24 protein-coding genes are annotated in these 24,280 nt (G+C 73.1%); 12 read left to right on the top strand and 12 right to left on the bottom strand.

What is annotated here, in order from left to right:
• Positions 1 to 8: 8 nt before the first annotated feature.
• The 6 genes from IEZ04_RS27115 (at position 9) to IEZ04_RS27090 (ending at position 6,075) form a co-directional block, all read left to right on the top strand.
• Positions 9 to 320 carry an urease subunit beta gene (locus IEZ04_RS27115; RefSeq protein WP_189219594.1) on the top strand — a complete coding sequence of 104 codons (312 nt, stop codon included), beginning with the start codon at positions 9 to 11 and terminating at the stop codon, positions 318 to 320.
• On the top strand, positions 313 to 2,043 hold the full coding sequence (locus IEZ04_RS27110) for an urease subunit alpha (protein ID WP_189219593.1): 1,731 nt from the start codon (positions 313 to 315) through the stop codon (positions 2,041 to 2,043). Before IEZ04_RS27115 ends, IEZ04_RS27110 begins: the two co-directional genes overlap by 8 nt.
• Positions 2,043 to 2,738 (top strand): urease accessory protein UreF, encoded by a 696-nt coding sequence (locus IEZ04_RS27105; protein WP_189219592.1) that lies wholly within the window; start codon positions 2,043 to 2,045, stop codon positions 2,736 to 2,738. The genes IEZ04_RS27110 and IEZ04_RS27105 overlap by 1 nt, the downstream gene beginning before the upstream one ends.
• A 163-nt stretch (positions 2,739 to 2,901) precedes the next feature.
• The gene (gene ureG, locus IEZ04_RS27100) at positions 2,902 to 3,585 is read left to right on the top strand and encodes an urease accessory protein UreG (RefSeq protein ID WP_189219591.1); all 684 of its coding nucleotides are present in this window, start codon (positions 2,902 to 2,904) and stop codon (positions 3,583 to 3,585) included.
• Positions 3,582 to 4,352: an urease accessory protein UreD gene (locus IEZ04_RS27095; protein ID WP_189219590.1), complete on the top strand. Its 771-nt coding sequence runs from the start codon at positions 3,582 to 3,584 to the stop codon at positions 4,350 to 4,352. The genes ureG and IEZ04_RS27095 overlap by 4 nt, the downstream gene beginning before the upstream one ends.
• Before the next feature lie 199 nt (positions 4,353 to 4,551).
• Complete coding sequence (locus IEZ04_RS27090) at positions 4,552 to 6,075, top strand: alpha/beta hydrolase (protein WP_189219706.1); 1,524 nt, start codon at positions 4,552 to 4,554, stop codon at positions 6,073 to 6,075.
• Between the two features lie 23 nt (positions 6,076 to 6,098).
• Here IEZ04_RS27090 and IEZ04_RS27085 read toward each other — a convergent pair whose 3' ends face one another.
• From IEZ04_RS27085 to IEZ04_RS27075, 3 genes are all read right to left on the bottom strand, one after another.
• On the bottom strand, positions 6,099 to 7,127 hold the full coding sequence (locus IEZ04_RS27085) for an NAD-dependent epimerase/dehydratase family protein (RefSeq protein ID WP_229821304.1): 1,029 nt from the start codon (positions 7,125 to 7,127) through the stop codon (positions 6,099 to 6,101).
• Positions 7,128 to 7,203: 76 nt separating this feature from the next.
• Complete coding sequence (locus tag IEZ04_RS27080) at positions 7,204 to 7,917, bottom strand: lysophospholipid acyltransferase family protein (protein WP_189219589.1); 714 nt, start codon at positions 7,915 to 7,917, stop codon at positions 7,204 to 7,206.
• 318 nt (positions 7,918 to 8,235) lie between these two features.
• Complete coding sequence (locus tag IEZ04_RS27075) at positions 8,236 to 9,228, bottom strand: hypothetical protein (protein ID WP_189219588.1); 993 nt, start codon at positions 9,226 to 9,228, stop codon at positions 8,236 to 8,238.
• 146 nt (positions 9,229 to 9,374) lie between these two features.
• Here IEZ04_RS27075 and IEZ04_RS27070 point away from each other — a divergent pair, with 146 nt between their 5' ends.
• Positions 9,375 to 11,186, top strand: a complete 1,812-nt coding sequence (locus IEZ04_RS27070; protein WP_189219587.1) for an ROK family protein — start codon at positions 9,375 to 9,377, stop codon at positions 11,184 to 11,186.
• On the opposite strand, the gene rocD is transcribed toward IEZ04_RS27070, so the two are convergent.
• From rocD to IEZ04_RS27055, 3 genes are all read right to left on the bottom strand, one after another.
• Complete coding sequence (gene rocD, locus IEZ04_RS27065; protein ID WP_189219586.1) at positions 11,116 to 12,342, bottom strand: ornithine--oxo-acid transaminase; 1,227 nt, start codon at positions 12,340 to 12,342, stop codon at positions 11,116 to 11,118. The genes IEZ04_RS27070 and rocD overlap by 71 nt on opposite strands.
• Positions 12,342 to 13,169 carry a dimethylargininase gene (gene ddaH, locus IEZ04_RS27060; protein ID WP_189219585.1) on the bottom strand — a complete coding sequence of 276 codons (828 nt, stop codon included), beginning with the start codon at positions 13,167 to 13,169 and terminating at the stop codon, positions 12,342 to 12,344. Before ddaH ends, rocD begins: the two co-directional genes overlap by 1 nt.
• Before the next feature lie 121 nt (positions 13,170 to 13,290).
• Positions 13,291 to 13,800, bottom strand: coding sequence for an Lrp/AsnC family transcriptional regulator (locus IEZ04_RS27055; protein ID WP_189219584.1), 510 nt, complete (start codon positions 13,798 to 13,800; stop codon positions 13,291 to 13,293).
• Between the two features lie 77 nt (positions 13,801 to 13,877).
• On the opposite strand from IEZ04_RS27055, the gene IEZ04_RS27050 reads away from it, so the two are divergent.
• Genes IEZ04_RS27050 through IEZ04_RS27035 form a run of 4 tightly spaced genes read left to right on the top strand, consistent with a single transcriptional unit; the run spans position 13,878 to position 18,000 of the window.
• Positions 13,878 to 14,627, top strand: a complete 750-nt coding sequence (locus IEZ04_RS27050; protein ID WP_189219583.1) for a LytR/AlgR family response regulator transcription factor — start codon at positions 13,878 to 13,880, stop codon at positions 14,625 to 14,627.
• A gap of 2 nt (positions 14,628 to 14,629) precedes the next feature.
• Positions 14,630 to 14,986 carry a hypothetical protein gene (locus tag IEZ04_RS27045; RefSeq protein WP_189219704.1) on the top strand — a complete coding sequence of 119 codons (357 nt, stop codon included), beginning with the start codon at positions 14,630 to 14,632 and terminating at the stop codon, positions 14,984 to 14,986.
• 18 nt (positions 14,987 to 15,004) lie between these two features.
• The gene (locus IEZ04_RS27040) at positions 15,005 to 16,783 is read left to right on the top strand and encodes a sodium/solute symporter (protein WP_189219703.1); all 1,779 of its coding nucleotides are present in this window, start codon (positions 15,005 to 15,007) and stop codon (positions 16,781 to 16,783) included.
• A gap of 11 nt (positions 16,784 to 16,794) precedes the next feature.
• Complete coding sequence (locus IEZ04_RS27035) at positions 16,795 to 18,000, top strand: sensor histidine kinase (protein WP_189219702.1); 1,206 nt, start codon at positions 16,795 to 16,797, stop codon at positions 17,998 to 18,000.
• Between the two features lie 12 nt (positions 18,001 to 18,012).
• Here IEZ04_RS27035 and IEZ04_RS27030 read toward each other — a convergent pair whose 3' ends face one another.
• The 5 genes from IEZ04_RS27030 to IEZ04_RS27010 all read right to left on the bottom strand — a co-directional run bounded on the left by IEZ04_RS27030 (position 18,013) and on the right by IEZ04_RS27010 (position 22,567).
• Positions 18,013 to 18,171 (bottom strand): hypothetical protein, encoded by a 159-nt coding sequence (locus tag IEZ04_RS27030; RefSeq protein WP_189219582.1) that lies wholly within the window; start codon positions 18,169 to 18,171, stop codon positions 18,013 to 18,015.
• 159 nt (positions 18,172 to 18,330) lie between these two features.
• A complete protein-coding gene (locus IEZ04_RS27025) occupies positions 18,331 to 19,281 on the bottom strand; it encodes a cytochrome c oxidase assembly protein (protein WP_189219581.1) in 951 nt (316 codons plus the stop codon).
• Positions 19,282 to 19,407: 126 nt separating this feature from the next.
• A complete protein-coding gene (locus IEZ04_RS27020; RefSeq protein ID WP_189219580.1) occupies positions 19,408 to 20,433 on the bottom strand; it encodes a 6-phosphofructokinase in 1,026 nt (341 codons plus the stop codon).
• Between the two features lie 143 nt (positions 20,434 to 20,576).
• The gene (locus tag IEZ04_RS27015) at positions 20,577 to 21,305 is read right to left on the bottom strand and encodes a type 1 glutamine amidotransferase (protein WP_189219579.1); all 729 of its coding nucleotides are present in this window, start codon (positions 21,303 to 21,305) and stop codon (positions 20,577 to 20,579) included.
• A gap of 23 nt (positions 21,306 to 21,328) precedes the next feature.
• Positions 21,329 to 22,567 (bottom strand): MurT ligase domain-containing protein, encoded by a 1,239-nt coding sequence (locus tag IEZ04_RS27010; protein WP_189219578.1) that lies wholly within the window; start codon positions 22,565 to 22,567, stop codon positions 21,329 to 21,331.
• Positions 22,568 to 22,715: 148 nt separating this feature from the next.
• On the opposite strand from IEZ04_RS27010, the gene def reads away from it, so the two are divergent.
• Positions 22,716 to 23,267 (top strand): peptide deformylase, encoded by a 552-nt coding sequence (def, locus tag IEZ04_RS27005; RefSeq protein ID WP_189219577.1) that lies wholly within the window; start codon positions 22,716 to 22,718, stop codon positions 23,265 to 23,267.
• Between the two features lie 268 nt (positions 23,268 to 23,535).
• Here def and IEZ04_RS27000 read toward each other — a convergent pair whose 3' ends face one another.
• Positions 23,536 to 24,180 carry a TetR/AcrR family transcriptional regulator gene (locus tag IEZ04_RS27000; RefSeq protein ID WP_189219576.1) on the bottom strand — a complete coding sequence of 215 codons (645 nt, stop codon included), beginning with the start codon at positions 24,178 to 24,180 and terminating at the stop codon, positions 23,536 to 23,538.
• Positions 24,181 to 24,280: the final 100 nt, after the last annotated feature.

Below are 24,280 nucleotides of genomic sequence, written 5' to 3'. Positions count from 1 at the left end.
AACCGTCCGTGATTCCCGGAGAGATCCTGTTCGCCGAGGACCCGGTCGTCTGCAACCAGGGGCGCGAGGTCACCCGGCTCACCGTCCTCAACGCCGCGGACCGCCCCGTCCAGGTCGGCTCCCACTACCACTTCGCCGAGACCAATCCCGGCCTGGAGTTCGACCGTGCCGCCGCGCGCGGCAAGCGGCTGAACATCGCCGCGGGCACCGCCGTGCGCTTCGAACCCGGCATCCCCGTCGACGTGGAACTCGTCCCCCTCGCCGGCGCCCGCGTCGTGCCCGGACTGCGCGGGGAGACCGGAGGTGCCCTCGATGCCTGAGATCTCCCGCCCCGCCTACGCCGACCTGTTCGGCCCCACCACCGGCGACCGCATCCGGCTCGCCGACACCGACCTGCTGATCGAGATCGAGGAGGACCGCAGCGGCGGCCCCGGTCTCGCCGGCGACGAGGCCGTGTTCGGCGGCGGCAAGGTCATCCGCGAGTCCATGGGCCAGGCCCGGGCCACCCGCGCGGACGGCACCCCGGACACCGTGGTCACCGGTGCCGTGATCGTCGACCACTGGGGCGTCGTCAAGGCCGACGTCGGCATCCGCGACGGCCGGATCACCGGCATCGGCAAGGCGGGCAACCCCGACACCATGGACGGCGTCCACCCCGACCTGGTGATCGGCCCGGAGACCGAGGTGATCGCGGGCAACGGACGGATCCTGACGGCCGGCGGCGTCGACGCGCACGTCCACTTCGTCTGCCCGCAGATCGCCGACGAGGCGCTGGCTTCCGGGGTGACGACGCTCGTGGGCGGCGGCACCGGCCCCGCCGAGGGCTCGAAGGCCACCACCGTCACACCCGGCCCCTGGCACCTCGCGCGCATGCTGGCGGCGATGGAGCAGTACCCGCTCAACATCGGCTTCCTCGGCAAGGGCAACACCGTCTCGCACGAGGCGATGCTCTCCCAGATCCGCGGCGGCGCGCTCGGCCTGAAACTGCACGAGGACTGGGGCTCGACCCCGGCCGTCATCGACGCCTCGCTCACCGTCGCCGAGCGGACCGGCATCCAGGTCGCCATCCACACGGACACCCTCAACGAGGCCGGGTTCGTCGGCGACACCCTCGCCGCGATCGCCGGACGCGGCATCCACGCGTACCACACGGAGGGCGCCGGCGGCGGGCACGCGCCGGACATCATGACCGTGGTCTCCGAGTCGTATGTTCTGCCCAGCTCCACCAATCCCACCCGGCCCTACACCGTCAACACCGCCGAGGAACACCTCGACATGCTGATGGTGTGCCACCACCTCAACCCGGCCGTCCCCGAGGACCTCGCCTTCGCCGAGTCCCGCATCCGGCCCTCCACCATCGGCGCCGAGGACATCCTCCACGACCTCGGCGCCATCTCGATCATCTCCTCCGACTCCCAGGCGATGGGGCGGGTCGGTGAGGTGATCCTGCGGACCTGGCAGACCGCCCACGTCATGAAGCGGCGGCGGGGCGCGCTGCCCGGTGACGGCCGCGCCGACAACCACCGCGTACGGCGCTATGTCGCCAAGTACACGATCAACCCGGCGCTCGCGCAGGGCCTCGCGCGGGAGATCGGGTCGGTGGAGAGCGGCAAGCTCGCGGATCTGGTGCTGTGGGAGCCGGCGTTCTTCGGGGTGAAGCCGTATCTGGTGCTGAAGGGCGGGCAGATCGCGTACGCGCAGATGGGCGACGCCAACGCCTCCATCCCGACCCCGCAGCCGATCCTGCCCCGGCCGATGTACGGGGCGATCGGGCGGGCGCCCGCCGCGAACTCGTTCACCTTCGTGGCACCCCTCGCGATCGAGGACGGGCTGCCGGAGCGGCTGGAGGGGCTGGGGCTGGGCAAGCGGTTCGTGGCGATCGAGTCGACGCGCGGGGTGACCAAGGCCGACATGCGCGAGAACGACGCGCGGCCGGACGTACGGATCGACCCCGACAGCTTCGCCGTGCACATCGACGGGGAGCTGGTCGAGGCGGAACCCGCCGCCGAACTGCCCATGGCCCAGCGGTACTTCCTCTTCTGATGCCGACGCCGACGCCCTCGACCACCAGGGCCGCGCTGCTCGTTCTCGCCGACGGACGCTTCCCCGCGGGAGGGCACGCCCACTCCGGCGGTGCCGAGGCGGCCGTCAGGGCCGGGCGGATCACCGGTGCGGCGGAGCTGGAGGAGTTCTGCCGGGGGCGGCTGCACACGGCCGGGCTGGTCGCGGCCTCGCTGGCCGCGGCCGCCGCGCTGGGCGTCGGGCCGGCACCGCTCGACGCCGCCGCGGACGCCCGGACGCCGTCGCCCGCGCTGCGCCGCGTCGCGCGCAGGCTGGGGCGGCAGCTGATGCGGGCGGCGCGGGCGACCTGGCCGTCGGCCGAACTCGACGCGCTGGCGGATCGGTTCCCCAAGGGCGCGCACCAGCCGGTCGTCCTGGGGCTCACGGCGCGGGCCGCCGGGCTGGGGGCCGAGGACGCGGCGTACTGCTCCGTGTACGAGAGCGTCGGCGGACCGGCGAGCGCGACGGTGCGGTTGCTGAGCCTGGACCCGTTCGACGCGACGGGGGTGCTCGCGCGGCTGGCCCCGGAGATGGACCTGGTGGTGGGGCGGGCGGTGGAGGCCGCGTGGCGGGCGGTCGACGAGGGGGTGGACGTGCTGCCGGCGGTGTCCGCGCCGCTGCTGGAGATCGGGGCGGAGGCGCATGGGGGGTGGGCGGTGCGGTTGTTCGCGTCGTGAGTGTCCCCGCCCCCGCCGCCCCTGCCCTTCCCATCCGTTCCTGGGGGATCCGCCCCCAGACCCCCCGTATCGGCCTGGACGGCCTCGTCCCCAGACGCCGGACTGGCTGAGAAGGCACCGGCCGAGGCGTCGCCCGGCCACATCGAACACAGGAGCCGCTCACATGCATCTCGACCACACTCACACCCACGACGGCCCCTCCGCCGTCGGCGCCGACGCCCACCGCCCCGACGGCAGCCGCCGCGCCCTGCGCATCGGCCTCGGCGGCCCCGTCGGATCCGGCAAGACCGCCACCGTCGCCGCGCTCTGCCGGGCGCTGCGCGACGAGCTGTCGCTGGCCGTCGTCACGAACGACATCTACACCCGGGAGGACGCCGAGTTCCTGCTCCGGGAGGCGGTGCTGCCACCGGAGCGGATCACCGCCGTCGAGACCGGTGCCTGCCCGCACACCGCGATCCGGGACGACATCTCCGCGAACCTGGAGGCGGTCGAGGACCTGGAGGACGAGGTCGGTCCGCTCGACCTGATCCTCGTCGAGTCCGGCGGCGACAACCTCACCGCGACCTTCTCCAAGGGCCTCGTGGACGCGCAGATCTTCGTGATCGACGTCGCGGGCGGCGACGACGTCCCCCGCAAGGGCGGCCCCGGCGTCACCACCGCCGACCTGCTCGTCGTCAACAAGACCGACCTGGCGCCGTACGTCGGCTCCGACCTCGCCCGGATGGCCGCGGACGCCAAGGCGCAGCGCGCCGAGCTGCCCGTGGTGCTCCAGTCGCTGCGCGGGGAGGACGGCGTCACGGCCGTCGCCGGGTGGGTGCGGGAGCGGCTCGCGGCCTGGACCGCATGACGGCCACGGCCACCGGGGGCGTACGGGCCACCGCGCGGATCGCGGCACGGGCCGACGGGCGGGGCGGCACCGCGCTGCCCGTCCTGGAGAGCGAGGGGCCGCTCGCCGTGCGGCGCACCCGGGCGGCGAGCGGCGACGAGGCGCGGGTGATGCTCGTCGGCGCCATGAGCGGTCCGCTGGGCGGGGACCACTTCACCGTGGCGGCGCGGGCCGGAGCGGGGGCCCGGCTGCGCGTCGGGTCGGCCGCGGCCACCCTCGCCCTGCCGGGGCAGACCGGGGGCGGGGCGCGCTACGACGTGCGGCTCGACGTCGCGGCCGGCGCCGAGCTGTGCTGGCTCCCCGAGCAGCTGATCTCCGCGCGGGGGAGCGAGCTGTACGTCTCCTCGCGCGTCGACCTGGCCCCCGGCGCCCGGCTGGTCCTCCGGGAGGAGCAGGTGCTCGGCCGCGCGGGGGAGGAGCCCGGACGGCTCACCAGCCGGCTCACCGTGCGCCTGGGCGGCCGGCCGCTGCTCGACCAGGAGCTGGCCTGCGGGCCGGGCGCGCCCGGCGGCTGGGACGGTCCCGCCGTGCTGGCGGGGCACCGCGCACTCGGGCAGCTCGTCGTCGTACGGCCCGAGTACGCGGAGAGCGCCCCCGCGGCCCGGGTGCTCGGCGAGTGCGCCGCGCTCACGCCGCTCGCCGGGCCCGCCGTCCTCGTCACCGCGCTCGCGGCGGACGCCCTGCGCCTGCGCCGGGTGCTGGACGAGGCCCTGGCCGTGCTCGGGTGACCGGCGCGCACCGGTTATCGGGTGGGTAAAGAACGTCCTCCGCGTCTGTTCACGGCCGTGCCGCAGCGACGAGGATCCCCGTGACCGCCGCAGGACACCGGACCGGGGGAGTTCCCACGTGAGGCACGTGAAAGGCATACGACCGACACGGCGGGCCACGGCGCTCGGGTCCGCCGGAGCGCTCGTCACCGCGACCCTGATGGCCGGTGTCGTGACGGCGTCCCCGGCAGGCGCGGACGCGCGCACCGGAAAGGACCGGGAAGCGCACGGCGCCGCCGTCGCGGCCGCCCGGGCCGCCGCGCGGGGCGTCGACTGGCGGGACTGCCCCGAGGACTGGGGGCTGGAGAAGCCGATCCGGTGCGGCTGGGTGACCGTACCGCTCGACTACGCCAGGCCGGACGGCGAGCAGATCAGGCTCGCCGTGGACCGGATCGGCAGCACGGGCACGAAGGCCGAGCGCCAGGGCGCGCTCCTCTACAACCCGGGCGGCCCCGGCGGCTCCGGCCTGCGGTTCCCGCGCCGCGTCACCACCAAGGCCCCGCTCTGGACCGAGACCGCCAGGGCGTACGACTTCGTGGGCTTCGACCCGCGCGGTGTCGGCCACTCGGCCCCCGTCTCCTGCGTCGACCCGCAGGAGTTCGTGAAGGCGCCCAAGATGGACCCCGTCCCGGACTCCGAGGCCGACAAGCGCGCCCAGCGCAAGCTCGCCGCCGAGTACGCGGACGGCTGCGCGGAACGCAGCGGCCGGATGCTGCCCCACATGACGACCCCGAACACCGCCCGCGACCTCGACGTCATCCGGGCCGCGCTGGGCGAGAAGAAGCTCAACTACCTGGGTGTCTCCTACGGCACGTACCTCGGGGCGGTGTACGGCACGCTCTTCCCGGGACACGTGCGCCGCATGGTCCTCGACAGCGTGGTCGACCCGTCGCGCGAGAAGATCTGGTACCGGGCCAACCTGGACCAGGACGTCGCCTTCGAGAGCCGCTGGAAGGACTGGACGGCGTGGGTCGCCGCGAACGACGCCGCCTTCCACCTGGGCGACACGCAGGGAGAGGTCCAGGCCGCGTGGGAGGAACTGCGCGCCACCGCCAAGAAGGCGCCGCTCGGCGGGGTGGTCGGCCCGGCCGAGCTGATCTCCTTCTTCCAGAGCGCCCCGTACTACGACTCCTCGTGGGTGCCCACCGCCACGGTGTGGAGCCGGTACGCCGCCGGTGACACCCGGGCGCTCGTCGACGCCGCCGCCCCCGACCCCACCGACACCGCGGGCAACGCCGCCGCCGAGAACGGCAACGCCGTCTACACCGCCGTCGAGTGCGCCGACGCCGAGTGGCCGACGGACTGGCGGACCTGGGACCGCGACAACACCCGGCTGCACCGCGACCACCCGTTCATGACCTGGGCCAACGCATGGATGAACCTGCCGTGCGCCACCTGGCCGGCCAAGCAGCGCACACCGGTGGAGGTGACGGCGGGGAAGGGGCTGCCGCCCGTGCTGATCGTCCAGGCCGAGCGGGACGCGGCCACCCCCTACGGGGGCGCCGTCGAACTGCACAAGCGGTTCAGGGGCTCCCGCCTGATCACCGAGAGGGGCGCGGGCTCGCACGGCGTCACCGGACTGACCAACCCCTGCGTCAACGACCGGGTGGACACCTACCTGCTCACCGGCAGGACCGGCCGCACCGACGTGACCTGCGCGCCGCACGCCCTGCCGACGCCGTAGGGACGCACGGGGCACGGGAGGCGTCACCTCGTGCCGAGCCAGGCGTCCTCCGCCGCGTAGTCGAAGAGGTCGCCGTACGCCCGGACCATGTCGGGGTACGCCTCCCGCCAGTCCCGGCCGGCCAGCCGGCGTTCGATCCACTCGACCGTCTCCGGGAGCCCCTCGGCGTACCCCGCCACCGGAGCGTGCCCGAGCTCGCGCCGCGCCGCCGACGTGTCGCACACCACGGGCGCGGGCACGGACCACGGGGTGTCGCCCACGGACGGGGCCGGCGGCGGTCCGTCGACCAGGACGGTCTCCGGCTGTACGCCCATCACCGCGTCGATCGCGGCGGCGATCTCCGCGACGGTCGGCGCCGCGTCGTCACAGGCGTTGAGGACCCGCGACCCCGGGCGGGCCGCGGCCAGGCGGACCAGCTCGGCGAGGGTGTGCACGCTCACCGGGTGGAAACGGCTCCGCCCGCCGTACGCGAGCACCCGGCGCCCGCGCCCGTCCAGGTTCCGCTTGACGAAGTACAGCTCGCGGGGGGTGCGGCAGCGCGGCCCGTACACCGCCCCGGCACGCAGCAGGGTGGCCGGCAACCGGTCGCCGGCGGCGAGCAGTTCCTGTTCCAGGGCCGCCTTGCGCGTGCTGTACGTCGACTCCCCGGGCGCCACCGTGGCCTGCGTCTCCGGGATCGGCACCGGGTACTCGGGGAAGCCCCCCGGCTCGCCCTGCGTGTCGAAGCCACGGCCCTCGCCGTCCTCGTACACCGACACGCTGGAGATCACCACCGCCGAGCCGACGCGCCCGGCGAGAGAGGTCAACTGCCGTGCGTGCCGTGCTCCGTGGGCGACGACGTCGACCACCAGGTCACAGCCGTCACCGACCACCGCGGCGAGCGCGGCGTCGTCCTCCCGGTCCAGCCGTACCGTCCGCACCCCGTCGGGCCACGTCTCCTCCCGGCCGCCGCCGCGGGAAGCGGCGGTCACCTCCCAGCCGTCCCGGGCGAGGGCCCCCACCACCGGGTGCCCGATCTGACCCGTCGCTCCGATCACCACAGCACGTCGCATGAGGGGACCGTAAGGGGCCGGGAGCCCGGGCCCCCAGCCCCTTCTGCCCACAGCAGATCCGCCCGCCCGCCGGACCTCAGCTCAGCGGGAGCCGCGGGAACCTGCGGTCCCGCTTCTCGGCCTCCTCCTTCGCGACCGCCGCGTACTTGTCCACGTACTCCTGCTCGGAGAGCGTGAGGATCGCGTACATGATCTCGTCGGTGACGGCGCGCAGGACCGCCTTCTCGTCCTCCATGCCCGCGTAACGGGAGAAGTCGAGGGGCTTGCCGAAGCGGATGACCACCGGGTGGACGCTCGGGAGCTTCTGGCCGGGCGGCTGCGCCTCGAAGGTCCCGATCATCGCGCAGGGGATCACCGGCACCTGGCCCTTGAGGGCCATCACCGCCACACCGACCTTGCCCTTGTACAGACGGCCGTCGTGCGAGCGGGTGCCCTCGGGGTAGATGCCGAGCAGTTCGCCGCGGCGCAGGACACCGAGGCCCTCCCGGATCGCGGCCCGGCCCGCGTCCTTGCCGGAGCGGTCGACCGGAATCTGCCCGGCGCTGCGGAAAAAGGCGGCGGTCAGACGGCCCTTGACCCCGGGACCCGTGAAGTACTCGGCCTTCGCCAGGAAGGTGATGCGCCGCTTCAGCACCGCGGGCATCAGGAAGTGGTCCGAGAACGAGAGGTGGTTGCCGGCGATGATGGCCGGGCCCGACTCCGGTACGTGCTCGAGACCCTCGATACGGGGCCGGAAGACCAGTCTCAGCAGCGGCCCGAGGAACACGTATTTGAGCAGGTTGTAGAACAAGGGGTCGCTCCTCACTCTGGCGGATCGGCTCAACCGCCGCGTTCTAGCAGGTCAGCGGGTAGGAAGAGGTGCCAGTGTAAGTGCGGGTGCGGTCGGCAGGAACCGTGTCCGGACGAACTCGCGGTACTGGTCCGTAGTCCCTCGCGGCACCGGTCCGGTATCCGCGGCATCGTCGGCGGTGTTCGAGGAACACCGCGACGGGCACCGGAACAATTGATCGGTGAACTGCGCACAAAAGCGCCGGAGTTGTCGTATTCGGTGGCCGCGGGACGGAATGCCGGACGTCGCGCGGGGCTGTCGGCCGCGGAGATCCAGGGCCTACACTGTGGGGCGCTCGTAGGGGGATGTATGGAGCAACAGATACGACTGGCCGGCTCGGCCAAGCAGTTCTTGCGGGAAATGGGGAGAGCCGAGCGGCAGGACCTGGCCGATGCGCTCAAGGCCGCCCTGGGCAATGGAACCCGGCATCCGGTCGTGAGAGTGCGTATGACGCCCGAGGGTTTTCGCGCCATGCTGCTTTCCATCGGTTACCTGATTGTCTTCCGGCAGATGGATGAATTCGAGACCAAGCAGTACGACATCGAGCGCGGCGTCATGATCATGGACATCCTGACCGCGAGTGAGGCCCAGCCTTTCTGACGCGTCCGTCGCCCGGGGCGGGGTGGACGCGTAGGCGAAGGTGCCCAGCGCGACGGCCGCCACGGCGGACGCCCAGGCCAGCTGGACCTTCATGCGCCGGAACCGTTCCAGCGTCGCGTAGTAGTTGGCGCACTGGACCACTTCCCGGGCCGCGGCGCGCAGGTGTGCCGCCCGTCGCGTGGCCGCCTCCCGGGCCGCCGGGCCGTCGGCCGCGTGGATCTCCTCGTCGGCCTCGCGGAGCCAGCGGTGCAGGGTGGGCAGGTCCGGGGCCGCATGGCCGTACAGCTCGTGCCGGTTGTCGTCGATGTGCTCGGCCACGCGGTCGAACGTGCGGCGCCGCGCGTGGCCGGGCACGTCCTGCAACTGGGACTCGATGTCCCGGTCCGTGAAGGTGTTGAGGGTCACCCAGTCCTGGGTGAGGACGGCGCTGGCGCTGTTCACCATGTACCCCAGGGCGGCGAGGGCGGTGCCGATGGCGCCGACCGCCACCCACAGGCGCCACGAGGTGGGAGGCAGCTCGCCCAGGCCGGTGAGCTGCAGTCCCGCCGTCAGCGCCGTGCCGATCGCAGCGAAGGCCGTGAGCAGCCACTTGGCGGCGGAGCGCAGTGCTTCGACCGCCGCCAGGTACCCCGAACTCAGGGCCGGAGCCTCGGAAGCGGACTCGGTGTCCATCGTGGCCCCCTTCGGCGGCGGGCTTCGGAAAAATGTTGTCAACGGTTGACGACGCTCCTGGGAGGCTACACGCTGGGTAGTGCGAACGACAGCCGCTCTCGGGCACATTGCGCGCGCGGCGTTCCCGGCCCGGGGCAGGAGAACCCATGAAGACCATCGGCATCCGAGAGGTGTCCGGCGATGTGATCAAAGCCGCCGCCGAGTGTGGCGAGGTGCTGGGCATCACCAACGGACGCGTACTCGCGGGGGTCCTGATGCCCCTGAAGCAGGCGACGGTGGAGCGACTGGTCGACCAGAACCTCACCCGCATCCTGCAGAACACCAGAGAAGGACAACGGGACGCCCTGGCCGGCGGTTCCGTGGCGCTGGACGACCTGGTGGCCGAGGCTCCGCGGCCCGCGGGACGCCGGGCTCCGACGCGGGTGACGATCCGGGGGCTGTCCGGAGCGCGCATCGAGGAAGCCGCCGCGGCGCGTGAGGCGCTGGTGGTCACCCACGGCGGCGAGGCCGTCGCCCTTCTCGTCCCCGTCACCCTGCAGTGGGTGGAGCAGCTCGTGGAGCGCAACCTCTCGCGCATCCGCCACAGCATCGAGCGCGGCGAGCGGGAGATCGCGACCGGCGGGCACGTGCCGACCCTCGACGAACTGATCGAGGAGGACGGGACGGCGGACGCACGGCTGCGGGACGAGCGGCTGAAGGGGACACGGCTGCCGGAGGAGCGGCGGAAGGAAGGTGCCGCCGGGGAGAGCCGGCCGTACGAGCCGGCTCGGTCCGAGCGCCTCGGCCCGCCGCACACCGTCCGGAGCGGGGTGCTGCACCAGCGCGCCATCGGCATCACCGTCGTCTCCGACGACGCGGACGGCGCGAACCGGCTGATCGGCGTCGTCACCGACATGCTCGGCCGTCTCTCCCACGGACCGGTCCGCGTACCGCTGGGCGACCTCGACCAGGGCCACGTACTGGCGAGCGTCCTCGACCTGATAGACGAACTGCGGGAGACCCTGCTGCCCGAACGGGAGCACCTGATCGGGGTGGGCATGGCGGTCGGCGGACATGTGCACCGCGGCACGATCGTGAACTCGCCGAACGCGGGCTGGCGCCGCTTCCCGCTCGCCGCCCTGGTGCAGCAGCGCGTCGACGTGCCCGTGGTCCTGGAGAACGACGCCAACTCCCTCGCCGTCCGCGAGCGGTTCCTCGGCGGCATCGACGACGAGAGCGCGGCCGTCGTCCTGATCACCGACGGAGGCGTCGGGTCGTCGCTCGTGCTGAACGGACGGGTGTTCCGCGGGGCTCGCGGCATGGCCGGGGAGCTGGGTCACATTCCCGTGGCGGCCGACAGCGACACCGCGCAGGTCAAGTGCCGTTGCCAGAGCCATGGCTGTCTGGAGAGCATGACAGCCCCATATGCCCTGGCCAGGACGCTCGCTCAGGAGGGGCTCCACGGCGGGCCCGACGCCGCGGCCGAGGACGCGGACCCGATCGCTCCGGGCGGCGTGCTGCACACGGTGTTCGACCGTGCGGGAGAGGCGCTGGGACGGGGGATCGCCACCCTCGTCAACCTGTTCAACCCCTCCACCGTCGTGCTCGTCGGCCCGCACTTCCTCGTCGGAGACCCCCGCTCGTTCCGCAACGGAGCGGACACGGCCCAACCCGGAGCCGCCGGCCTGTACATGCGTGCCGTGGAGCGAACCGTCAACGACCACGCGTTCTCCACCGGGGCCGACGACTGCCAGTTCATCGTCCGGCAGGTGGACGACGCGGCGAGCGCCGCCGCGGCGGCGGCCTGCATCATCGAACAGTTCGCTCCGCTGGGCGGGACCTACGCACTGCGCCGCTCCCCGGGGCCGGACCCCCGCCCCGAGCCGGCCCGGCCGTCGCCCGGCCGGTTCAGCCCTCCCGTCCCAGCACCTTCCCCAACGCCTGCAGCGCGTCACCCAGTTCGTCCGCGGTCACGGTGAGCGGCGGGGCCAGCCGGATGGTGGCGCCATGGGTGTCCTTCACCAGGACACCCTCGTGCAGCAGACGCTCGCCGATCGTGCGTCCCGTCCCGAGCGCGGGGTCCACGTCGACGCCCGCCCACAGCCCGCGCGCCCGGAAGCCCACGACACCCTTGCCCACCAGCGCCTCGAGGCCCTCGCGCAGGACGACGCCCAGTTCGGTGGCGCGCCGCTGGAACTCGCCCGTCTCCAGCAGGTCCACGACCGCCGCCCCGACCGCCGCGGCCAGCGGGTTGCCGCCGAACGTCGACCCGTGCTCGCCCGGCCGCAGCACCCCCAGCACGTCCCGGCGCCCCACCACCGCCGACACCGGGACGATGCCGCCGCCCAGGGCCTTGCCCAGCAGCACCAGGTCGGGCAGGACGCCCTCGTGCTCGACGGCCAGGGTGCGGCCGGTGCGGCCGAGGCCCGACTGGATCTCGTCCGCGACGAACAGGCAGCCGGCCCGGCGGGTGAGCTCGCGCACGCCCCGCAGATAGCCGTCGTCGGGCACGATCACGCCCGCCTCGCCCTGCACCGGCTCGATCAGCACGGCCGCCGTCGTGTCGTCGACGGCCCGCTCCAGCGCGGCCAGGTCGTTGTACGGGACGACGCGGAAGCCCGGCGTGAACGGGCCGAAGCCCCCGCGGGCCACCGGGTCCGTGGAGAAGCCGACGATCGTCGTCGTACGGCCGTGGAAGTTGTTCTCGGCCACCACGACCGTCGCCCGGCCGTCGGGGACGCCCTTCACCTCGTACGCCCACTTGCGGGCCACCTTCACGGCGCTCTCCACGGCCTCGGCGCCGGTGTTCATCGGCAGCACCATGTCCAGGCCCGTCAGCGCGGCCAGGCCCTCCGCGAACCCGGCGAGACGGTCGTTGTGGAACGCGCGTGACGTGAGGGTGAGCCGGTCCAGCTGGCGGTGCGCGGCCTCGATCAGCGCCGGGTGCCGGTGACCGAAGTTCAGGGCCGAGTAGCCCGCCAGCATGTCCAGGTAGCGGCGCCCCTCGACGTCCTCCACCCAGGCGCCCTCGGCCCGCGCGATCACCACGGGCAGCGGATGGTAGGTGTGCGCGAGGACCGGTTCCTCGGCGCGGATCAGCTCGGCGGACGTGTGTGCACGTGCGGGTGCGGTCATCAGCGGATCTCCTGAGTGCAGCACTTGATGCCACCGCCGGCCTTGTGGAACTCCGACAGGTCGACGGGGACGGGAAGGTAACCGCGGGCGGCCAGCCGCGCGGCCAGCTCCTCAGCGCCCGACGAGATGAAGACGTGGCGGCCGTCGGACACCGAGTTCAGCCCGAACGCCAGCGCGTCCTCGCGCGTCGCGAGCACCGCGTCCGGGTACAGCCGGGCGAGCACCTCACGGCTGCCCGGCGAGAAGGCCTCCGGGTAGTAGGCGATGTTGGCGTGGTTCCCGCCGTCCGGCTCGTCGAGCACGAACAGCGCCGTGTCCAGGTGGTAGAACCACGGGTCGACCAGCTGGAGGCTGATCACCGGGACGCCGAAGAACTCCTGCACCTCGCGGTGCGCCTCCCGGGTCGTACGGAAGCCGGTGCCGGCCAGGACCCAGCGGCCGGCCGGGACCAGGTCGCCCTCGCCCTCGCACACCGACTCCGGCCGGTGCACGGTGTAGCCGGCCTCCTTGAACCAGGTCTCGTAGGCGAGGGACTCGGGGCGCCGTTCGGGCGCGTGGAAGAGGGAGCCGAAGACACGGCCTTCCAGCACCAGTGCGGAGTTGGCCGCGAAGACCATGTCGGGCAGGTCCGCGACCGGCTCCACGGTGTCCACGTCGTGGCCGTGGGCGCGGTAGGCGCGGATCAGCTCCGCCCACTGGCCGCGGGCGAGATCGACGTCGACGGGCCGGTCGGGGTGCATCCAGGGATTGATCGCATAGCTCACGGCGAAGTGCCGGGGTTCGCAGACGAGGTAGCGCCGCCTGCTCGGCACACGGCTCTCGGACACAGAGGGTTCCCTCCGCTTCCTGCGAGTGACGATGGTGGACACCACGGTAGGAAGCGTCATGGACGGGCGACAAGTGACGAAAGCTGCGCGCTCGTGCAGGAAAGCTGCGTCGTCCGCCGTCTCAGCGCGGATTCGCTGCGTCGTCCGCCCCGGGCCCCGGCCGGCTGGCACCCGCCTCCGGGCTCTCCGGCAGCAGATGGGACAGGACCATGCAGCTGACCGTCTTACGGATGAACGGCTCCGTACGGATGCGCTCCAGCACCTCCTCGAAGTGCTGCACGTCCCGCGCCCGTACGTGCAGCAGCGCGTCCGCGCCCCCGGTCACCGTCATCGCGGCGACGATCTCCGGATGGTTGCGCACCACCTCCGCGAGGCGCCGGGGCGGCGCCGCGCCCTCGCAGTACACCTCCACGTACGCCTCCGTGCGCCAGCCCAGCGCCGAGGGCCGCACCGTGGCCGAGAACCCGGTGATCACACCGGTCTCGCGCAGCCGGTCCACGCGCCGCTTCACGGCCGTCGCCGACAGCCCGACCGCCGCGCCGATCTCGGCGAAGCTGCTCCGGGCGTTCGCCATCAGAGCGGTCACGATGGCCCGGTCGAGATCGTCGAACGGCGCCGGCCTGCTGTCCATGTCCGCACTGTATCCAGCGGGGACACCCACCCCGTACAGATGTCCAGACGTACGAATTGCTCCTACACTCCACGTTCATGCTGCGCGCCCTCGCCGTCGACGACGAACGCCCCTCGCTGGAGGAACTCCTCTACCTGCTGAACGCGGACCCGCGCGTCGGCAGCGCGGAGGGCGCCGGTGATGCCACCGAGGCGCTGCGCCGCATCAACCGGGCCCTGGAGTCCGGCCCCGGCGGACCCGAGGCGATCGACGTGGTCTTCCTCGACATCCAGATGCCCGGCCTCGACGGCCTCGACCTCGCACGGCTGCTCACCGGCTTCGCCGCACCGCCGCTCGTCGTGTTCGTCACCGCCCACGAGGACTTCGCCGTCCAGGCCTTCGACCTCAAGGCCGTCGACTACGTGCTCAAGCCGGTGCGCAAGGAGCGCCTCGCCGAGGCCGTGCGCCGGGCCGCCGAACGCCGGGACACCACCCCCCTGATCCCCGTGCACGAACCCGACCCGGACCACATCCCCGTCGAGCTCGGCGGCGTGACCCGGTTCGTCCCCGTCGACGACATCACCCACGCCGAGGCCCAGGGCGACTACGCGCGCCTGCACACCACCCAGGGCAGCCACCTGGTGCGCATCCCGCTGTCCACGCTGGAGGAGCGCTGGCGGGCCCGCGGCTTCGTGCGCATCCACCGCCGCCACCTCGTCGCCCTGCGCCACATCGCCGAGCTGAGACTGGACGCCGGCACGGTGAGCGTGCTGGTCGGCGCGGTCGAGCTGCAGGTCAGCCGCCGGCACGCGCGCGAACTGCGCGACCTGCTGATGCGGAGGCCGTGACGGTGCCCCAGGACCCCGCCGAACGCCGTGTCGTCGTCACCGCCCCGCCGCGCACCGTCCGGCGCACCTCCGGCTACTACCGCCCCCGCACCGAGATCGACGAGCTGACCACCCTCGGCCACACCTACGTCCGCTCCCTCATGCGCAGCCAGCTGCGCGCCGCCCTCACCGTGGGCGGGGTGCTCCTCCTGCTGGTCGGCCCGCTCCCGCTGGTCTTCGCGGCGGCCGCGGACGGCCGCCTGCAGTGGACGGTGCTCGGCTTCGGCCTCTACGTCCCGCTGGTCCTCCTCGCCCGCTGGTACGTCCGCCGCGCCGAGCGCAACGAGCACGACTTCGTGCGCCTCGTCGAGGACCGCTGAGGGCGGGTGACACCGACCGTGAACTCCGGCTACGCCGTGCCCGCCGTCGCCCTCGTCGTCGTCGCCACCGTCCTCGTCGGCGCCTTCGGCCTGCGCATGTCCCGTACGACGTCCGACTTCTACGTCGCCTCCCGCACCGTCGGCCCCCGGCTGAACGCGACGGCGATCAGCGGCGAGTACCTGTCCGCCGCCTCCTTCCTCGGCATCGCCGGACTCGTCCTCGTCCAGGGCCCCGACATGCTCTGGTACCCGGTCGGCTACACCGCGGGCTACCTCGTGCTGCTGCTGTTCGTCGCCGCCCCGCTGCGCCGCTCCGGGGCGTACACGCTGCCCGACTTCGCCGAGGCCCGGCTCGCCTCCCAGGCGGTGCGGCGGCTCGCGGGGGCCTTCGTGGTCGGGGTCGGCTGGCTGTACCTGATGCCGCAGCTCCAGGGAGCGGGCCTGACGCTCTCCGTGCTCACCGGCGCGCCCGACTGGCTCGGCGGGGTCATCGTCGCGGTCGTGGTGGTCGCGACGGTCGCCGCGGGCGGCATGCGCAGCATCACCTTCGTCCAGGCATTCCAGTACTGGCTCAAGCTGACCGCCCTGCTCGTGCCCGCCCTCTTCCTGGTCCTCGCCTGGCAGCACGACGGCGCCGACCGCCGCCTCCTCGACGAACCGGCCGCCTTCCGCGAGCAGCGCGCCGTCCGCGTCGACGAGACCCTCGACCTCAGGCTGGAGCGCCCGCTGGACGTGACCGTGACCGGCACGGTCGACGGTGACCGGTACCGGGGCGAGCCCGTCCGCCTGCCCGCCGGCCCGCACCGCGTCCAGGGCGGCACCGAGCTGGTCTTCGCCCAGGGCGACCCCGTACCCGTCGCGGACCGGGGTGCCGACGACGGCATGTCGGACTCGCTCACCGCGAGCCGCGAGCAACGCCCGCTGTACGCCACGTACGGGCTGATCGTCGCCACCTTCCTCGGCACCATGGGCCTGCCCCACGTCGTCGTCCGCTTCTACACCAGCCCCCACGGCGTCGCCGCCCGCCGCACCACCGTCGTCGTCCTCGGCCTGATCGGCGCCTTCTACCTGCTCCCGCCCGTCTACGGCGCGCTCGGCCGCCTGTACGCCCCGGAACTCGCGCTCACCGGCGACGCCGACGCGGCCGTCCTGCTCCTGCCGGACCGCATGATCGGCGGGCTCGGCGGCGACCTGCTGGGCGCGCTCGTCGCGGGTGGTGCGTTCGCCGCGTTCCTGTCCACCGCGTCCGGGCTGACCATGGCCGTGGCCGGCGTCCTCACCCAGGACGTGCTGCCCTCCCGCGGTGTGCGCCACTTCCGGCTCGGCACCGTCCTCGCGATGGCCGTGCCGCTCGCGGCGGGCGCGCTGGTGGGCGGGCTGCCCGTGGCCGACGCGGTGGGCCTCGCCTTCGCCGTGTCCGCGTCCTCGTTCTGCCCGCTGCTCGTCCTCGGCATCTGGTGGCGGCGGCTCACCCCGCCCGGCGCGGCCGCCGGCATGCTCGTCGGCGGGGGATCGGCGCTGGTCGCGGTGGCGGCGACGATGGTGGGCCGGCCCACCGACGGGCAGGCCGGCGGCCTGCACGCGCTGCTCGCCTGGCCCGCGCTGTGGTCGGTGCCCCTGTCGTTCCTGACGATGGTGCTGGTGTCACTGGCGACGCCGGGGAAGGTGCCGCCCGGGACGTCCGCGATCCTGGCCCGCTTCCACCTGCCGGAGGAGCTGGTGGGCGGGCAGGTGCGCGGCGCCGTCCCCGAGATCGACGCGCGGGCGGACGCCTGGCGGAGGGTGGGGGACGCGTGAGCGCGGGGGAGATCAGCGCCTTCGTCGCGGGGCTGTGCGTGGCCGCCCTGCCGCTGCTGGCCGCCGGTTACCGGCTGGGGCGGCGCGCCGCCCGGACCCGCAGCCTCGCCGGTCTCGGCACCCCCGTCGAGCACGCCACCTTCGAGACCCTGCACACCGCCTCGCTCGCCGCGCCGCCGCTGCGCGCGGGCCTCACCGAGGAGACCGCCCGCAAGTCGGCGCGGCGGCTGCGCACCCTGCTCGGCACGGACGCGCTGCTCCTCACCGACCACGAGTCGGTCCTCGCCTGGGACGGCGTGGGGGAGCACCACCGCGCCCAGATCGTGGAACGGCTCGCGGGCCCCGTGGAGACCGGCCGCGGCGAGGCGTTCCGGCTGACCTGCGAGGTGCCGGACTGCCCGCTGCGCTGGGCCGTCGTCGCGCCCCTGACCGTCGACGACCGCGTCCACGGCGCGCTCGTGGCCTGCGCGCCCGGCGAGTCGGCCGTCCTGGTCCGGGCCGCCGGGGAGGTCGCCCGCTGGGTCTCCGTCCAGCTCGAACTGGCCGACCTCGACCGCTCCCGCACCCGGCTCATCGAGGCCGAGATCAGGGCCCTGCGCGCGCAGATCTCCCCGCACTTCATCTTCAACTCGCTCGCCGTGATCGCGTCGTTCGTGCGCACCGACCCGGAGCGGGCCCGCGAGCTGCTGCTGGAGTTCGCCGACTTCACCCGCTACTCGTTCCGCCGGCACGGCGACTTCACCACCCTCGCCGACGAACTGCACGCCATCGACCACTACCTGGCGCTGGTCCGGGCCCGCTTCGGCGACCGCCTCTCCGTCACCCTGCAGATCGCCCCCGAGGTGCTGCCGGTCGCCCTGCCCTTCCTCTGTCTGCAGCCGCTCGTCGAGAACGCCGTCAAGCACGGTCTGGAGGGCAGGACCGACAAGGCGCACATCGGCATCACCGCACGGGACGCGGGCGCCGAGGCGCTCGTCGTCATCGAGGACGACGGCGCCGGAATGGACCCCGCCCTGCTGCGCCGCATCCTCGCGGGCGAGGCGGGCCCCTCGGGCGGCATCGGCCTGAGCAATGTCGACGAGCGGCTCCGCCAGGTGTACGGCGACGACCACGGCCTCGTGATCGAGACCGCGGTCGGGGCGGGCATGAAGATCACCGCCCGGCTGCCCAAGTACCAGCCGGGCGTCCACTCGGGGGGCCTGCTGCCCCGCGAGTGAGGGAGCGGTGGCTCAGACGCCGCGCGACACCACCATGCCGAGGGTGATGAGGCCGAGAACGACCCAGCCGAACCAGAGCCAGCCGCTGGAACCGAGCGCCACCGTGTAGGCCGTCACCACGACCAGCCCACCCACGGTCAGCACACCCATCGTCTTCGTGGAACCGGGCATCGCGACACCCTCCTCGGACTAGGTGATCTGTCTCCATGGTGCCCCGGTTCGGCGCCGGGACACGGATCACGACGTTCCGTGGCGGCGTCTCGCGGGGAAAGCCCAGGTGAACCGAGGGGGAGCCGGGGGTGAGCCGAGGGGAGAGCGGGAAGGCGGGTGTCAGTGCCCACGGGCGTTGAGCGAGGCCAGGTAGGCGTTGTACGCCTCCAGCTCCTTGTCCCCGTCGCGCTCGGCGGCCCGGTCCTTGCGCTTCGCCTGCCGCTGCTCGGAGCGGTACCACTGGAAGAGCAGCGCGAGCAGCACCAGCACGGACGGCACCTCACTGAACGCCCAGGCGATGCCGCCGGCCGCGCTCTGGTCGGAGAGCGCGTCGATGCCCAGCGAGGCCGGCGGGTTCCGGTACGTCTCGACCATCGCCGTGGACCCCATCATCAGCGCGATGCCGAAGAACGCGTGGAACGGCATGCCCGCGAACAGCTCCAGCATCCGCATCAGGTAGCCCTGGCGGTGCGGTCCCGGGTCGACGCCCATGATCGGCCAGAAGAACGTCAGGCCGACGACGAGGAAGTGGAGCATCATCACGATGTGTCCCGGCCGCGACCCCATCAGGAAGTCGAACAGCGGGGTGAAGTACAGCCCGTACAGGCTCGCGATGAACATCGGGATCGTGAAGGCGGGATGCGTGATGACCCGCATGTACCGGCTGTGCAGCAGCTTCAGCAGCAGCTCGCGCGGCCCCTTGCGGCCCCGTCCCGCGGTCGGCGTCGCCCGCAGCGCCAGCGTGATCGGGGCGCCGAGCAGCAGCAGGATCGGCGCCAGCATGCTGATCACCATGTGCTGCACCATGTGCACGCTGAACATGACCATGCCGTAGTCGTTCAGCCCGGTGCACATCATCAGCAGGACGAGCAGCACCCCGACGGCGAACCACACCGTGCGGTTGACCGGCCACTTGTCACCGCGCCGGACCAGCCGGGCGACCCCCCACCCGTACAGGGCGAGCACCACCAGGCAGCCGATGAGGAAAAACCAGTCCGGCGACCACGCGAGCCCCCGCGCCAGCGTGAACGGCGGCAGGTCCGTCGACATGCCGTGCCCGCTGTGATCCATCCCACGGCTCCTGATTCGTGCGGGTTGTGCTTGTCCGTCCGCACCAGAGTAGAACCGCCCCCCTGGGCGCCCGGCACCGGGGGGCGGTACGGCGCGCCGGTCGTCAGACGGCGACCGCGCGGCGCGTCACAGCACGCACTCCGCCTCCGTGTACCGGTCCTCGGGGACGGTCTTCAGGGTCTCCACGGCCTGCGCCAGCGGCACCATCACGATGTCGGTGCCGCGCAGCGCGGTCATCATGCCGAACTCGCCCCGGTGCACGGCCTCCACCGCGTGCCAGCCGAAGCGGGTCGCGAGGACGCGGTCGTACGCGGTCGGGGTGCCGCCGCGCTGGACGTGCCCGAGGATCACCGGGCGGGCCTCCTTGCCGAGGCGCCGCTCCAGCTCGACGGAGAGCTGGCGGGCGACCCCGGCGAAGCGCTCGTGGCCGTAGACGTCCTTGCCGCCCTCGTCGAACTCCATGGTGCCGGGCCGGGGCTTGGCGCCCTCGGCGGCCACCACGATCGCGAACCGCTTGCCCTGCTCGAACCGCTCGCCGACCCGGGCGGTCAGCTCCTTGATGTCGAAGGGGCGCTCGGGCACGACGACGGCGTGCGCGCCGGCCGCCATCCCGGAGTGCAGGGCGATCCAGCCGGTGTGCCGGCCCATCACCTCCACGATGAGGACGCGCTGGTGGGACTCGGCGGTGGTCTTGAGCCGGTCCAGCGCCTCGGTCGCCACGCCCACGGCCGTGTCGAAGCCGAAGGTGACGTCCGTCACCGCGATGTCGTTGTCGATGGTCTTCGGCACGCCGACGATCGGCAGACCGTGGTCCGCCAGCAGCCGTGCCGCCTTGAGGGTGCCCTCACCGCCGATCGGGACGACCGCGTCGAGGCCGAGCTGCTCAAGGTGTTCCCGGGCCCGCTCCACGCCGTCCCGCAGGTGCTCGGGACGGACCCGGGAGGAACCGAGGATCGTGCCGCCGCGAGCGAGGATGCCGCTCACCGCGTCGAGGTCGAGCTTGAGGTAGTCGCACTCCAGGAGACCCTTCCAGCCGTCCCGGAAGCCGATGACCTCGTCACCGTGGTCGACGACGGAACGGTGCACGACGGACCGGATGACGGCGTTCAGCCCGGGGCAGTCGCCACCGGAGGTGAGGACACCAATGCGCATAGCCCGAGATACCTTCTCCACAAAGGGCCGGTAGCCGGACGTCACTGTCCGGCGGGACCCCGTCACCCTACCGGCGTGCGGGGGCCCGGCCGTATGGAGCGTCCGCCTTCCGGACACCCCCGCACACTTGAGCGACCCCTGTTTCAGGCGGGCTGTTCGGCGGCCGAGATCCGCTCCTCGCGCAGCGCCTCGTACCAGCGGTCGTCCACCGGCGGCAGCGCGTTGACGTCGAGCGCGAGCTTCAGCAGCAGGTCCGCGATGAGCGGGTTGCGGGCGAGCACCGGCCCGTGCATGTACGTGCCGAAGACGGTGTCGTTGAACGCGCCCTCCGTGCCGTCGCCCGTGCCGTTGCCGTTGCCGATGCGCACCCGCGCCAGCGGACGCGCGGTGGGGCCGAGGTGCGTGACGCCCTGGTGGTTCTCGAACCCGGTCAGCGGCGGCAGCCCGAGCCGCGGGTCGATGTCGGCCAGCACGTCGCCGACGCAGCGCGCGCCCTCGCCGCGGGTGGTGGTGATGTCCAGCAGCCCGAGACCCGGCTCGCGCTGGCCCAGGTCGTTGATGAACTCGTGGCCGAGGATCTGGTAGCCGGCGCAGACCGAGAACACGATGGCGCCGTTCTCCACGGCCCGGTAGAGCTGGCCGTCGCGGCGCAGCCGCTCGGCCGCGAGCCGCTGCGGCCGGTCCTCGCCGCCCCCTATCAGGTAGATGTCGCCCGAGGTCGGAATCGGCTGGTCGCTGCGCACGTCCAGCCGGGCCACGTCCAGGCCGCGCTGGCGGGCGCGGCGCTCGACGACGAGCACGTTGCCCTGGTCGCCGTAGGTGCTGAGCAGGTCCGGGTAGACCCAGACGACCCGCAGTTGGTTGTCGCTCACAAAAGTCCCCTGAGGTCTTGTGTTCAGTTGCCGACGCGGCGGCGCAGGTCCTGGAACGCGGTGTAGTTCGCGATGACCTCGATCCGGCCCGGCGGGCACATCTGCACGGCCTGGTCGACGTCGTCGCAGACCTGGAAGTGCTGGTTGGCCACCTCCAGGCGCACCGCGAGGTCCAGCTTGCGGTCGCCGACGACGAAGATCGGGTGACCGGTCAGCCGCGTGTAGTCGACGTCCCACAGCCAGGAGGTGTCGGTGCCGTCCGCGGCGCGCGCGTTCACCGACAGGATCACCGGGGCCGGCGGCGGGTCGATCAGCGAGAACGTCTCCAGCCAGCCGGCCGGGTTCTTGGCGAGCAGCAGCCGGAGGTCGCGCTCCATGAACCGCACCACGTCGTAGCGGCCGGCCACCGCCTGTACCTGGTACATGCGCTCCAGGGCGACCTGCGGCGGCACTCCGAAGACGGCGGCGACGGCGGCCGAGGAGGCGGCGTTGGCCTTGTTCGCGCGGCCCGGGAGCTGGAGGCTGATCGGCCAGGCCGAGCCGTGCGGGTCGAGGACGTGGTCGCCGGAGAGCGCCCAGCTGGGGTTGGGCCGGCGGAAGCCGCACTCGTTGCAGAACCAGTCGTTGCCGGGGCGCTGCATCACACCGCCGCAGGACGGGCAGGACCAGGCGTCGTCCTTCCACATCTGCCCCGCCGCGACCCAGATCACGTTGGGGGAGGAGGACGCGGCCCAGACCACCAGCGGGTCGTCGCAGTTGGCCACGATCACGGCCTTCGAGCCGGCGAGGCCCTCGCGCCAGTTCTCCGCGAGCATGCGGGTCTCGGCGGCCCGGTCGAGCTGGTCGCGGGAGAGGTTGAGCAGGGCGATGCACTTGGGGTCGGTGTCCCGGGCCACCCCGGCGAGGTACTTCTCGTCGACCTCTATGACGGCGAACCTGGCGTCCGAGCCGCCCGCCAGCGCCGAGGTGATGCCCGCGGGCATGTTGGCGCCGAGCGCGTTGGAGACGACCGGGCCCGCGGCCCGCAGCGCCTCCGCGATCAGCCGGGTGGTCGTGGTCTTGCCGTTGGTCGCCGAGACGAGGACACAGTCCAGGTTCTGGGCGAGCCGGGCGAGGAGGTCGGGGTCGAGCCGCAGCGCCACCTTGCCGCCGATCACCGACCCGCTGCCGCGACCCGCGGCGCGCGATGCCGCCGCGACCGCCTTGCCCGCCGTCACGGCCAGCTTGGCCCGCGGCGTGAGCGGGTCCGAGTTGCCTGCCATCAGTTCTCGATCCTCCTTGCGTGCGCGCCGCGCCTGAACCTGTTCGGCCACGTGGTGCGGGCCTCAGCCTATCGAGATCCACTCGCACACCCGAATCCCGGCCACCTCCGCGGCGGCCGGTGACCCCGAGGACCGTACTCTTGCGGCCATGCGACACGGTTCGATCCCCGGCGCCAAGGGGCGCGTACGGCCTCTCACCCTCCTCGGGGACCCCGTTCTGCACACGCCGTGTGAAGAAGTGGTGGACTTCGGCCCTGATCTGGCACAACTCGTGGAGGACCTGTTCGCCACCATGTACGCGGCCCGCGGGGTGGGTCTCGCCGCGAGCCAGGTGGGCGACCCGCGCCGGGTGTTCGTCTACGACTGCCCGGACGACGAGGACGTCCGGCACCTCGGGCACGTGGTCAACCCGCGGCTCGTGGAGAAGGACGGCGTGGTGCTGCGCGGTCCGGAGGGCTGCCTGTCGCTGCCGGGCCTGGAGGCGGGCACCGAACGCCACGACGAGGCGGTCGTGGAGGGCGTCACCCTGGACGGCGACCCGGTGCGGGTGCGCGGCACCGGCTTCTTCGCGCGGTGCCTGCAGCACGAGTGCGACCACCTGGACGGGCTGCTGTACGTGGACCGCCTCACCGGCTGGCGCAGACGGCGGGTGCTGCGGCGGGCCGCGCGGTCGTCCCGGAGTCGCGGGCCGGGCGGCTGACGGCGCGTCAGGACCGCGCCGGACGGCGGTCCTGAGCGCCGTACGCGCCGTGCGCCCCGGCCGCCGTGCGCCCCGGCCGCCGCGGCCGCCGTGTGCCGAGCCGCTGAGCGCCGGAGCGGTCGTGGGCGGCCGTATGCCCGCAGCGGTCGTGGGCGGCCGTGCGCCCGGAGCGGCCGTGCGCCCGGAGCGGTCGTGGGCGGCCGTGCGCCCGGAGCGGCCGTGCGCCCGGAGCGGTCGTGGGCGGCCGTGCGCCCGGAGCGGCCGTACGTCAGAAGCCGGGGCCGCCGAGCCGGTCGCCCGCCGCCGCCAGCCGTCCCCACAGCAGATCGGCGAGGCTGCGCACCAGCTCCGCGCGTGAGCAGGGGCGTTCCCCGAGCCACCAGTCGCCGGCCGCGTGCATCATGCCGACGATGCCGTGCCCCCAGACCCGGGCGAGCCGCGCGGTGTCCGGGCCGAGGTCGAGCCGTTCCTCTATGACCTTGCCCAGCTCCTCGCCCATGCGGCGCAGCAGGGGAGCGGAGTGCCTGCCGACGTCGAAGCCCTGGTCGCCCTGCTGGCCCGCCTCCGCGGGATGCATCAGAAAGCGGTACACCTGAGGTCGTGCCTCGATGGCAGCCAGATAGGTGTCGAGCGTCTGCTCGACCCGCTCGCGGCGCTCCGCCGGGGCGTCCAGCGCGGCCCGCAGCGAGCCGAGGAGGGCGTCCGTGTGGCGCTGGGCGAGGGCCGCGTACAGCCCGCCCTTGTCGCCGAAGTGCCGGTAGAGGATCGGCTTGGTGATGCCCGCCTCGGCGGCGATCGCGTTCATCGAGGCCCCCGGGCCGTCGCGGAGCACCACTCTGTCGGCGGCCTCCAGCAGCTCGCGCCGACGGCGGTCGGCGGACCGTTCCTGTTCGGCCCGCTGCGTGGTGTCCATGCGTCTCTCCCCCACCCGTGCTGAATCGGTGATGCCTGCGCAAACTAACACTCATGGGCCTCCTTCGATCGAACGAGCTGACGAGGCGGCATGGACGGTT

Source organism: Streptomyces ruber (genome assembly GCF_014648075.1).
In the GTDB taxonomy this organism is placed as follows: Bacteria; Actinomycetota; Actinomycetes; order Streptomycetales; family Streptomycetaceae; genus Streptomyces; species Streptomyces ruber.
This window is presented reverse-complemented; position numbering and strand designations above follow the sequence as displayed.

Excerpts from the sequence above, each read along its gene's own strand:
- def (WP_189219577.1), top strand. The coding sequence starts at position 22,716 with ATGCGACACGGTTCGATCCCCGGCGCCAAGGGGCGCGTACGGCCTCTC.
- IEZ04_RS27090 (WP_189219706.1), top strand. The coding sequence starts at position 4,552 with ATGGCCGGTGTCGTGACGGCGTCCCCGGCAGGCGCGGACGCGCGCACC.
- IEZ04_RS27095 (WP_189219590.1), top strand. The coding sequence starts at position 3,582 with ATGACGGCCACGGCCACCGGGGGCGTACGGGCCACCGCGCGGATCGCG.
- IEZ04_RS27050 (WP_189219583.1), top strand. The coding sequence starts at position 13,878 with ATGCTGCGCGCCCTCGCCGTCGACGACGAACGCCCCTCGCTGGAGGAA.
- IEZ04_RS27085 (WP_229821304.1), bottom strand. The coding sequence starts at position 7,127 with ATGCGACGTGCTGTGGTGATCGGAGCGACGGGTCAGATCGGGCACCCG.
- IEZ04_RS27105 (WP_189219592.1), top strand. The coding sequence starts at position 2,043 with ATGCCGACGCCGACGCCCTCGACCACCAGGGCCGCGCTGCTCGTTCTC.
- IEZ04_RS27000 (WP_189219576.1), bottom strand. The coding sequence starts at position 24,180 with ATGGACACCACGCAGCGGGCCGAACAGGAACGGTCCGCCGACCGCCGT.
- IEZ04_RS27055 (WP_189219584.1), bottom strand. The coding sequence starts at position 13,800 with ATGGACAGCAGGCCGGCGCCGTTCGACGATCTCGACCGGGCCATCGTG.
- IEZ04_RS27025 (WP_189219581.1), bottom strand. The coding sequence starts at position 19,281 with ATGGATCACAGCGGGCACGGCATGTCGACGGACCTGCCGCCGTTCACG.
- IEZ04_RS27110 (WP_189219593.1), top strand. The coding sequence starts at position 313 with ATGCCTGAGATCTCCCGCCCCGCCTACGCCGACCTGTTCGGCCCCACC.
- IEZ04_RS27075 (WP_189219588.1), bottom strand. The coding sequence starts at position 9,228 with ATGGACACCGAGTCCGCTTCCGAGGCTCCGGCCCTGAGTTCGGGGTAC.
- IEZ04_RS27010 (WP_189219578.1), bottom strand. The coding sequence starts at position 22,567 with ATGGCAGGCAACTCGGACCCGCTCACGCCGCGGGCCAAGCTGGCCGTG.
- rocD (WP_189219586.1), bottom strand. The coding sequence starts at position 12,342 with ATGACCGCACCCGCACGTGCACACACGTCCGCCGAGCTGATCCGCGCC.
- IEZ04_RS27070 (WP_189219587.1), top strand. The coding sequence starts at position 9,375 with ATGAAGACCATCGGCATCCGAGAGGTGTCCGGCGATGTGATCAAAGCC.
- IEZ04_RS27020 (WP_189219580.1), bottom strand. The coding sequence starts at position 20,433 with ATGCGCATTGGTGTCCTCACCTCCGGTGGCGACTGCCCCGGGCTGAAC.
- ureG (WP_189219591.1), top strand. The coding sequence starts at position 2,902 with ATGCATCTCGACCACACTCACACCCACGACGGCCCCTCCGCCGTCGGC.
- IEZ04_RS27030 (WP_189219582.1), bottom strand. The coding sequence starts at position 18,171 with ATGCCCGGTTCCACGAAGACGATGGGTGTGCTGACCGTGGGTGGGCTG.